8 protein-coding genes are annotated in these 9,861 nt (G+C 61.7%); 3 read left to right on the forward strand and 5 right to left on the reverse strand.

Annotated features, from left to right (window positions below):
* Positions 1-86 precede the first annotated feature (86 nt).
* Entirely contained in the window at positions 87-1,652 is a 1,566-nt protein-coding gene (locus tag CRO06_RS19320; protein WP_026949263.1) for an FMN-binding glutamate synthase family protein, read from the reverse strand.
* Positions 1,653-1,884: 232 nt separating this feature from the next.
* Between CRO06_RS19320 and CRO06_RS19325 the strand changes: the two genes are divergently transcribed.
* Positions 1,885-2,520, forward strand: a complete 636-nt coding sequence (locus CRO06_RS19325; protein WP_022994997.1) for a lytic transglycosylase domain-containing protein — start codon at positions 1,885-1,887, stop codon at positions 2,518-2,520.
* A 9-nt stretch (positions 2,521-2,529) separates the two neighbouring features.
* Here CRO06_RS19325 and CRO06_RS19330 read toward each other — a convergent pair whose 3' ends face one another.
* Both CRO06_RS19330 and ppsA read right to left on the reverse strand, forming a co-directional pair.
* Entirely contained in the window at positions 2,530-2,838 is a 309-nt protein-coding gene (locus CRO06_RS19330) for a Rieske (2Fe-2S) protein (protein ID WP_097059180.1), read from the reverse strand.
* Between the two features lie 373 nt (positions 2,839-3,211).
* On the reverse strand, positions 3,212-5,584 hold the full coding sequence (gene ppsA, locus CRO06_RS19335; RefSeq protein WP_055100000.1) for a phosphoenolpyruvate synthase: 2,373 nt from the start codon (positions 5,582-5,584) through the stop codon (positions 3,212-3,214).
* A 270-nt stretch (positions 5,585-5,854) separates the two neighbouring features.
* Here ppsA and ppsR point away from each other — a divergent pair, with 270 nt between their 5' ends.
* Together ppsR and CRO06_RS19345 are read left to right on the forward strand one after the other, a co-directional pair.
* Positions 5,855-6,673 (forward strand): posphoenolpyruvate synthetase regulatory kinase/phosphorylase PpsR, encoded by an 819-nt coding sequence (ppsR, locus tag CRO06_RS19340; RefSeq protein ID WP_026949262.1) that lies wholly within the window; start codon positions 5,855-5,857, stop codon positions 6,671-6,673.
* A 26-nt stretch (positions 6,674-6,699) separates the two neighbouring features.
* Positions 6,700-7,515, forward strand: coding sequence for a thioesterase family protein (locus CRO06_RS19345; protein ID WP_097059181.1), 816 nt, complete (start codon positions 6,700-6,702; stop codon positions 7,513-7,515).
* A gap of 46 nt (positions 7,516-7,561) precedes the next feature.
* Here CRO06_RS19345 and CRO06_RS19350 read toward each other — a convergent pair whose 3' ends face one another.
* Both CRO06_RS19350 and prpD read right to left on the reverse strand, forming a co-directional pair.
* Positions 7,562-8,005, reverse strand: a complete 444-nt coding sequence (locus CRO06_RS19350) for a hypothetical protein (protein ID WP_143247779.1) — start codon at positions 8,003-8,005, stop codon at positions 7,562-7,564.
* A 160-nt stretch (positions 8,006-8,165) separates the two neighbouring features.
* Positions 8,166-9,650, reverse strand: a complete 1,485-nt coding sequence (gene prpD / locus CRO06_RS19355; protein WP_097059183.1) for a 2-methylcitrate dehydratase — start codon at positions 9,648-9,650, stop codon at positions 8,166-8,168.
* Positions 9,651-9,861 lie beyond the last annotated feature (211 nt).

Here is a 9,861-nt window from a genome sequence, read left to right on the forward strand (position 1 = left end):
TGGCGTCTGTCCCGGGAATCACAAGCCGGCGCTGACAATGACGCCGATAGCGGACGGCGATACAACCTTGGAGCCTGTTCACGGCTTCAGGCACCCACGCGGAAACGGGCAAAGGGCGCATGCAGACTGGGCCGCCCCTCGGTCAGGTAGAGGCCGCGTTCAATCGGCGGCCACAGTTCTTCCATGGGGATCGAATCGCCGTTGGAATTGACCAGACGAACATGATGGCGGCGCAGCTCCCGCGGCTCGCCGACACCGCAGGAGTGGGCGATGGTTTCCACTTCCTTGACCAGATTGGCATGAAAGTAAGCCACCCGCTGGGCCTTTTCCGCCGGCACCAATCCACGCTGCAAACGGGGATTGTGCGTGGTAACGCCAGTGGGACAGGTATTGCGATTGCACTGCATGGCCTGGATGCACCCCAGTGCAAACATATAGCCGCGCGCCGAGACGCAGAAATCCGCGCCCATGGCAATGGCCCAGGCCACCATGTTCGGTGTGATCAGCTTGCCGGACGCGATCACCCGGATCCGCTCCCGCAGGGCGAAGCCGTCGAGCAAATCCACCACCAGCGGCAGCGATTCCGACAAATTCAGCCCGACATCGTCCATCAGCGACATCGGCGCCGCGCCGGTGCCGCCGTCACCGCTGTCGATGGTAATGAAGTCCGGAGCGCTTTCCAGGCCGCGCTCGTGGATTTCCATGAACAGATCCTCCAGCCACTGCCAGGAACCGATCACCGCTTTGATACCCGTGGGCTTGCCGGTAACGTCACGGACGCGATGGATCATGTCGAGAAGATCGGCGGCACTGCCCACATCCGGCTGGCCATTGGGGCTGATCGACGGCTGCCCCACCGGGATACCGCGAATCGAAGCGATTTCCTCGGTCACCTTGGGCCCCGGCAGAATCCCGCCCTTGCCCGGCTTGGCGCCCTGGCTGAGTTTGATTTCGATCATTTTCACTTCCGGACGCTGCGCCACCTGCTCCAATCGGGCATCGTCCAGGCCACCGTCGGCATCGCGCACACCGTAGCGGGCGGTGCCAATCTGGAAAATCACGTCGCAGTGACCTTCCAGGTGCCAGGGCGCCAGCCCCCCTTCCCCGGTATTCAGCCAGCACCCGGCCAGCGAGGCGCCATGGGACAGAGCCCTGACCGCCGGTTTCGACAAGGCGCCGAAACTCATTCCGGAAATGTTGTAGAAACTGCGGGCCACGTAAGGCTGACGCGCGTGTGGCCCGATCATCAGCGGCATGGTCTCCGCCGCGTCCTTTTCCAGAGTCGGAAACGGCGTATTGAGAAACACCACCCGGCCAGCCCCGTTCTGCTTGGTGGAGCCGAATGCCACCGTGTTGCTCAGGTTCTTCGCCGCCCGATACACCCAGCTGCGTTGGGCGCGGTTGAACGGCAGTTCTTCCCGATCCATGGCAAAGAAGTACTGGCGGAAGAATTCCCCCAGGTGCTCGAAGAAATAGCGGAAACGGCCGATCAGCGGATAGTTGCGGCGGATCGAATGGGCGGTTTGCAGGTAGCGATCCTGGAACCACAGCACCAGAGCGGTCAGCAGCACGACCACCAGAGCCAGCAACAACCCCAGCTCCAGCCAGGTAATAAAGGTATCCAGCCAAGACTGCAGCTGTGGAGACAACATACTTCCTCCTTGACGATTGGGGGGACGGGGCCGCTCTGTAAAGACTATCCATAAAGAGTAATGGCAGGCGCACCTCCGGGAAAGGTGAGACCTGGTTCAGAGGCCAGTGGTTGCCCTCTACCCCGTGGCCGCCCGCTGTGGTATCAAAGGACCCTTGGGGGAACGGTCGACGTGGACGTGGGCCGGTAAACGATACCGATAAACAATAGCAGCACGGATTGAATAACGAGATATGACACGCTTTGGGGTATTCGGGTTGCTTCTGATCCTGGTGGCCGGATCGCCATCCTGGGCCCGGGACATCTATAAATACCGCGCCGCCGACGGCAGCATTCTGTTCACCGATCAGCCTCGTGACCGGGTTGGTCCGGAGTATACCCTGCTGTCCGTGCGCAAGGGCTGGAATTACGTGCCCCGCGGGCTCACCGCGGCCCAGCGCGACCGTTATGATGATGTCATCGCCCGCGCCGCCCGTGCCCATAACGTGGAGGCGGCGCTGGTCAAGGCGGTAATCCACGCCGAATCCCTGTTTAATCGCCTGGCGGTATCCCGGGTCGGCGCCCAGGGACTGATGCAACTGATGCCGGAGACCTCCCGCCATCTTCAGGTGCTGGATCCCTTCGATGCCGACGAGAACATCGACGGCGGCACCCGTTTCCTGGCCTATCTGCAAGGCCGCTTCGACGATCTGGATCGGGTGCTGGCGGCCTACAACGCCGGAGAAGGCAATGTTCGCCGCTACGACGGTATCCCGCCTTTTCCCGAAACCCAGGCCTATGTGCGGAAAGTGAAGGAGTTGAGACTGCGCTATCAGGTGCAGCTGGCCGCCCGCTCCGATCAGGGCGACGACACCCTGGCGATCCGCTGATTCCCGAAATCAGTCGCCGTCGGCCACCCACACTCCCAGCCAGGGCCCTTCGTAATCGATACGGTAACGGCGCAGCTGGTAGCTCTGCTTCGCACAACGGCCGCTCTCCAGAGAGAATTCCAGGCCATGCCCCGGGCAACGGAGCACACCGCGATGGACCGTGGCCCGTTCCAACGGAAATTCGCCATGGGGACAGCGGCGCTGAATCAACCAGGTACGTCCGTCATCATGCACCAGCAACAGCTCCACCCCGGCCACCCGCACCGGCAGGCGCAGACCGTCGTACAGCTCCAGAGTGCGAATGATGCGGTGAAACATGCTGTTCCCTCTTTTTCGGGAACGATAGCACGGAGGCCGGTATAGACAATACCAGGTTCATCCTGATCGGATAGCGGAGTGTGCGGGCCTTGGAGACATAAATTCGGGGTCCACTGTGGCAGCTTGCCTGCAAGCGAATCTTAGCCGAAAGCCCATTCGCTTGCAGGCAAGCTGCCACAGCGCCTTCGTAGCTCCTTCTGTGCCCCGATGGAGACACCCATTCCCGTTATTCCGCGATGAACCACAAAAAATCGCCGGGAGCGATTTTTGACGTTGCGCCAGCAACGGCCCGAAGGGCGGCCGCCAGGGATGGCGGACACAAAAAAAGCCGTGCCCCTCTCGGGACACGGCTTTTTCGTTCAGCACGGGCCGATCAGTGGCCGTGTTTCTCCGCCAGGTAGAACCAGGTATCCAACACCGAATCCGGATTCAGCGACACGGAGGAAATGCCCTGCTCCATCAACCACTTGGCCAGGTCCGGGTGATCGGACGGGCCCTGGCCGCAAATGCCCACGTACTTGCCCTGGGCATTGCAGGCGTCGATGGCCATCTTCAGCAGCGCCTTCACCGCCGGATCGCGCTCATCGAACAGATGGCTGACGATACCGGAGTCGCGGTCCAGGCCCAGGGTCAGCTGGGTCAGGTCGTTGGAGCCGATGGAGAAGCCGTCGAAGAACTTCAGGAAGTCATTCGCCAGCAGCGCGTTGGTGGGCAGCTCGCACATCATGATGATGCGCAGACCGTTCTCACCCCGCTTCAGGCCGTTCTTGGCCAGCAGATCGATAACCTGCTCGGCTTCGCCCGGCGTACGCACGAAGGGCACCATGATTTCCACATTGGTGAAGCCCATCTCATCGCGTACTTTCTTCAGCGCGCGGCACTCCAGCTCGAAGCAGTCGCGGAAGTTTTCGCTGATGTAACGGCTGGCGCCGCGGAAGCCCAGCATCGGGTTCTCTTCCTCGGGCTCATAGAGCTTGCCGCCGATCAGGTTGGCGTATTCGTTGGACTTGAAGTCCGACAGACGGACGATGGCTTTCTCCGGGTGGAAAGCGGCGGCCAGGGTGGAAATCCCTTCCACCAGTTTCTCCACGTAGAAGTCCACCGGGTCGTTGTAGCCGGCGATGCGCTTGTCGGCGGCCTGCTGCACGTCACGTGGCAGGGTGTCGTAGTTCAACAGGGCCTTCGGGTGCACACCGATCATGCGATTGATGATGAACTCGAGACGGGCCAGACCCACGCCCTGGTTCGGCAGCGCGGCGAAGTCGAAGGCTCGGTCCGGATTGCCCACGTTCATCATGATCTTGAACGGCAGCTTCGGCATGGACTCAATGGAGTTACGCTGAACATCGAAGTCCAGCATGCCTTCGTAGATATTGCCGGTGTCGCCTTCGGCGCAGGACACGGTCACTTTCTGGCCGTCCGTGAGCTGCTCGGTGGCGTCACCACAGCCAACGATGGCCGGCACACCCAGCTCACGGGCGATGATCGCGGCGTGACAGGTCCGGCCACCCCGGTTGGTGACGATGGCGGCGGCCCGTTTCATCACCGGTTCCCAATCCGGGTCGGTCATGTCGGTGACCAAAACGTCACCGGGCTGCACTTTTTCCATTTCCTTGATGCTGGAAACGATCCGCACCGGACCCGCGCCGATGCGTTGGCCAATGGCACGGCCTTCCACCAGCACCTTGCCGGTCTGCTTGAGCAGATAGCGCTCCATGACGGAAGCGTCGGAACGGCTCTTCACCGTCTCCGGACGGGCCTGCACGATGTACAGTTTCTGATCGTCGCCGTCCAGCGCCCATTCGATGTCCATGGGCGTGCCGTAGTGCTTTTCGATCTCGATGGCCTGACGGGACAAATCCGCCACCTGGGCATCGGTGAGACAGAAGCGCAGGCGGTCCTCGGTGCTCACGTCCACGGTCTGCACGGACTTGCCGGCCACCGCTTCGCTGCCGTAGACCATCTTCTGCATCTTGCTGCCGAGGTTGCGGCGCAGGATGCTCGGACGCTTGTTGAGCAGGGTTTTCTTGTGAACGTAGAACTCGTCCGGGTTCACCGCGCCCTGCACCACCATTTCGCCCAGACCATAGGACGCGGTAATAAAGACCACGTCACGGAAACCGGATTCGGTGTCCAGGGTGAACATCACACCGGCGGCGCCGGTCTCGGAGCGCACCATGCGCTGGATGCCAGCGGACAGAGCCACCAGCTTGTGGTCAAAGCCCTGGTGCACCCGGTAGCTGATGGCGCGGTCGTTGAACAGGGACGCGAACACTTCCTTGACCGCCACCATGACGCTGTCCAGGCCGCGGATATTGAGGAAGGTCTCCTGCTGGCCGGCAAAGGAGGCATCGGGCAGATCTTCCGCGGTGGCGGAAGAGCGCACCGCCACCGGCAGATCACCGTTGCCTTCGCACATCTGTTCGTAAGCGTCGCGAATGGCCGCTTCCAGGGCGGGCTGGAACGGCGCGTCCACCACCCATTTACGGATTTGCTCACCGGTCGCCGCCAGCGCTACCACGTCGTTCACGTCCAGGCTGCTGAGCGCGTCGTTGATCTTGGTGGTCAGGTCGTTGTGTTCCAGAAACTCGCGGAAGGCTTCCGCGGTGGTCGCGAAACCGCCGGGAACGGACACACCGGCCGCCGCCAGGTTGCTGATCATCTCGCCGAGGGAGGCGTTTTTACCACCGACGCGTTCCACGTCTCCCTTGCCCAGATCCTTAAACCAGACTACGTACTCCGCCAAGGTCGTCTCCTTAGATATTGCTGGCCGATACTGTGGAAACCCACTGTTTAATACATCCCGGTCCAGGCCGGAGGCGCCCGGAACCGTGGAGAAAAATTAACCAGGAGTTCCTTTACCGGATTGAACCGAGCCGCCATTCTACTCAAAACCAAGGCGGTTTGCCCGCATGGATTGGGTAAACTGTTACGACTTTCGTTTATGGCCGGGCCGGCGTTACGGCCAACCGACCGCCACAGGCCCGCATTTGCGCCCCACGAGGAGCCTCACTGCATGAAAAGATCCGCATTCTATGTCTCCGACGGCACCGGGATCACCGCCGAGACACTGGGTCACAGTCTTCTAAGCCAATTCGGCAGTGTCGAATTCAGCCAGACCACCATCCCCTATGTCCAGTCCAATGACCTCGCCCGCGAAGCGGTAACGCGGATCAACCAGGCCGCCGAACGCGACGACGCCGCGCCGGTGGTCTTCTCCACCCTGGTCCACGATGATCACCGTGAAATCCTGCACACCTGCAAGGGCCGCGTGCTGGACCTGTTCACCGCCTTCCTGCAGCCGCTGGAGGACGAACTGGGGGTGCGCTCCAGCCACCAGGTGGGCCAGAGCCACGCCATCCGTGACCAGCAGGCCTACCGGATTCGTATCAACGCGGTGCACTTCGCCCTCGACAACGACGACGGCGCCCGTACCCGCCACTATGATCAGGCCGACGTCATCCTGATCGGCGTATCGCGCTCCGGCAAGACCCCCACCTGCCTCTACCTGGCACTGCAATTTGGCCTGTTCGCCGCCAATTATCCGCTCACCGAGGACGATTTCGATGATCTGCGTCTGCCGGACAGTCTGGTGCCGCACAAGGACAAGCTGTTCGGGCTGACCATCAACCCGGACCGGCTCAGCGCCATCCGCAGCGAACGCAAGGCGGGCAGCCGTTACGCGTCGCCACGCCAATGCGAGATGGAGGTACGCGCCCTGCAGGCTTTATACAACAAATTCAATATCCCCCACCTGGACGCCACCGAGCTGTCCATCGAGGAGATCAGCACTCGCATTCTGGCCATGAAAGGCCTGACCCGGCGGCTGCAGTAACCGGTTGCAAAGAAAAGGACAACAACATGACCCTTGGACTGTTTCGTCGCGATGGCGACCTTTATCACCCGAATCAGGCGGCGCTGGGGCCCTGGAGCCCCGATTTTCTGCATGGAGGTTCCCCTTCCGGCCTGTTGGCGGCGGTAATGGAGGACGCCATGGACGGCGCCGACCTGCGCCTGGCCCGCTTCACCCTTGACCTGTTACGCCCGGTACCCAGCCAGCCATTGCGGGCCACCGTGGAAACCGTACGTGCCGGGCGGCGCCTGCGGGTGCTGCAAGGCACGCTGACGGCGGATGGCGTGGTGACCGCCCGGGCCACCGGACTCTATCTGGAACGCACCCCGGTGACCGTGCCCGCCCATGCCCGCTTCGGCGATCATACCCTGCCCGCCAGGGACAATCGGCCAGTGGCGTCCCTGATCGCGGTGGCGGAACGGGACCAGGAAAAGCCGCGTCTGACACTACCCGGCCTGCATAGCACCGTGGAGGTGGCACTGCTCGATGGCGTTGAAGGGCGCGGACGGGGACGGGCCTGGATGCGGCTGCCGGTTCCGGTCATTGATGGCAGGCCCTGCTCCACCGTGGTGCAGGCCGCCACCCTGTCGGATTTCGGCAATGGTGTGGGGCAATTGAAGGTGGCCCCGGATATCGGCACCATCAATGCCGATATCAGCCTTTACCTGCATCGTGATCCACGGGGCGACTGGCTGGGACTCGACGCCGTCTCCCGCATGGAGGACACCGGCAACGGCCTGGTGGAAACCACCTTGTTCGATGAGCACGGTCCGGTGGGCCGGGTGCTGCAGGCGACGCTGGCAATGCCGGTGTACGCCGGCTGAATACGCCGACCGAGCGCACCGATTGTTCTTTATCCTGGCGGAGACGCTATTCTCGGGAGATCTCCGCCGTCCACCCCTCCCCGCGATTGTGGTACGCGCGGCACTCATAATCCTCACTATACCCACCGGCGTTCGCGCGCCCGTCAAAGTACCGGAAAGACCAGACACGCCCCACCGCCTGCATCCGTTCATTCGGGCGCCATTCGATATCCAGCCCCTGGGTGGTCGCCAGTGCCACACAGGCCGACATGGCCGCCCTCCGTCCCTTACCGCCAAAATGTTCCATATAGGCAAACGACCCGGCAAAAAGAACGGCAATACAGAGCACCACAAGCGCGAACTTTTTCACCGCGTGCCAAGGGATCCCTCCTGATGGCATCCGCCCCTTATGCGCCTTCTGCCTCTTGCCACGCCGCCGTGCATAGCCAACTCCAGCCGTGGCGATGCCGATTACGGCCATCACCAGCATCAGCACAACAACCACTTCCATGTCGCCTAAGACCTCCCTCTTCACCGCTTTCGACGCCTTACCCGGGATTGGCCACCATAAAAAAGGCCCAGCTTGTGGCCGGGCCTGGGTGCGATGCCTCGGCATCGCTGGGGTTGGCGGGGTTGCCGCCGGTCTTGGGCGGCTTACCGGTGGTGCGGAGTCAGATCACCAGCAAGTCCATGAAGTCGTTAACCCGGGTCCTTTCCAGAGTCGCCTGGTCCTTGCACAGCTCGAATACCGCCCTGCCCCGCCCGGCCGGAAACCGGGTTTCCAGATTACGCTTGAACTTGGTTTCAAGCAGCGGAATGCCTTCCGCGCGACGGCGGCGGTGGCCAATGGGGTATTCCACGGCGACTTTATCGGTGCAGGAACCATCCTTGAAAAACACCTGAACGGCGTTGGCGATGGATCGTTTCCGCGGGTCATAATAATCCTTCGTGTAGCGTTCGTCTTCCTCGATCTGCATTTTGTCACGAAGTTCGTCGATCAGCGGATGAGCAGCGTGGAAATCGTCCTCATAATTTTCCGCCACCAGGTCGCCGAAGATCAAAGGCACCGCCGTCATGTATTGGATGCAGTGATCCCGGTCCGCCGGATTGGCCAGCGGCCCTTCCTTGGAAATGATACGGATCGCCGAATCGTGGGTGGTAATGACGATCCGGTCGATCTGGTCCAGGCGGTCCTTGACCTGCGGGTGCAGGGTCACGGCGGCTTCACAGGCGGTCTGGCTGTGGAATTCCGCCGGAAAACTGATCTTGAACAGAATGTTTTCCATCACATAGGAGCCGTACTCCCGCTGAAAGCGGAATCGGCGCTCACCTTCCGCTTTCAGCTTCTGATCCTTGTTGGTTTTGGAAAACAGCACATCGTAAAACCCCCACTGTGGCGCGGTGAGCGCGCCGGGGATACCCATCTCTCCACGCAGCGCGATATCCGCCAGCCGCACCGCCCTGCTGGTGGCGTCACCGGCGGCCCAGGATTTACGTGAGCCGGCGTTGGGCGCGTGCCGATAGGTACGCAGGGACTGACCATCAACCCAGGCGTGGGACACCGCGGACAACAACTGCTCACGATTCGCGCCCATCATCTTCGTCACCACCGCTGTGGTGGCGACCTTTACCAGCACCACATGGTCCAGGCCGACCCGGTTGAACGAGTTTTCCAGTGCCAACACGCCCTGGATCTCATGGGCCATGATCATGCCCTCCAGCACCGTCTTCATGGTCAGCGCCGGCTTGCCATTGGCCAGGTTCCGTTGTGAAAGATGGTCCGCCACCGCCAGGATGCCGCCAAGATTGTCCGACGGGTGGCCCCACTCCGCCGCCAGCCAGGTATCGTTGTAGTCCAGCCAGCGGACAATACAGCCGATGTCCCAGGCGGCCTTCACCGGATCCAGTCGGAACGAGGTGCCCGGCACTCGGGCGCCATGGGGCACCACCGTTCCCTCCACCAGCGGGCCCAGATGCTTGGTGCATTCCGGGAAACGCAGTGCCAGCAACCCGCAACCGAGCGTATCCATCAGACAATTGCGAGCGGTATCCCAGGCTTCCGGGGAATCGACGCGGTACTTGAGGACGTAGTCGGCAATCGCCTGGATTTCGGCATCGTAATCCGGACGCAGGTTTTGATCGACGTTACTGCTCATCGGGCTCACTCCTTTTACGTTATTCAAGTGGAATGGCGACGGCTATCCGACGTTCAAGATGCGGGATGGGGGCTGGCCGGTCAATCCGGCCCTCATGATTCCCCTGCAGGGCAAGCTCCTATGTATGGACTCGCCCGTTGCTGTCAACCCTGCCTTGAACATGGCTACCCGGTGGCATCTATGTATCAGGCCTGTTCGAGGAAGCCTCAAT

This window comes from Alloalcanivorax xenomutans (genome assembly GCF_900217905.1).
GTDB lineage: Bacteria > Pseudomonadota > Gammaproteobacteria > Pseudomonadales > Alcanivoracaceae > Alloalcanivorax > Alloalcanivorax xenomutans.

Coding starts and splice junctions, on each gene's coding strand:
- CRO06_RS19320 (WP_026949263.1), bottom strand. CDS start 1,652: ATGTTGTCTCCACAGCTGCAGTCTTGGCTGGATACCTTTATTACCTGG.
- CRO06_RS19325 (WP_022994997.1), top strand. CDS start 1,885: ATGACACGCTTTGGGGTATTCGGGTTGCTTCTGATCCTGGTGGCCGGA.
- CRO06_RS19330 (WP_097059180.1), bottom strand. CDS start 2,838: ATGTTTCACCGCATCATTCGCACTCTGGAGCTGTACGACGGTCTGCGC.
- ppsR (WP_026949262.1), top strand. CDS start 5,855: ATGAAAAGATCCGCATTCTATGTCTCCGACGGCACCGGGATCACCGCC.
- CRO06_RS19345 (WP_097059181.1), top strand. CDS start 6,700: ATGACCCTTGGACTGTTTCGTCGCGATGGCGACCTTTATCACCCGAAT.
- CRO06_RS19350 (WP_143247779.1), bottom strand. CDS start 8,005: ATGGAAGTGGTTGTTGTGCTGATGCTGGTGATGGCCGTAATCGGCATC.
- prpD (WP_097059183.1), bottom strand. CDS start 9,650: ATGAGCAGTAACGTCGATCAAAACCTGCGTCCGGATTACGATGCCGAA.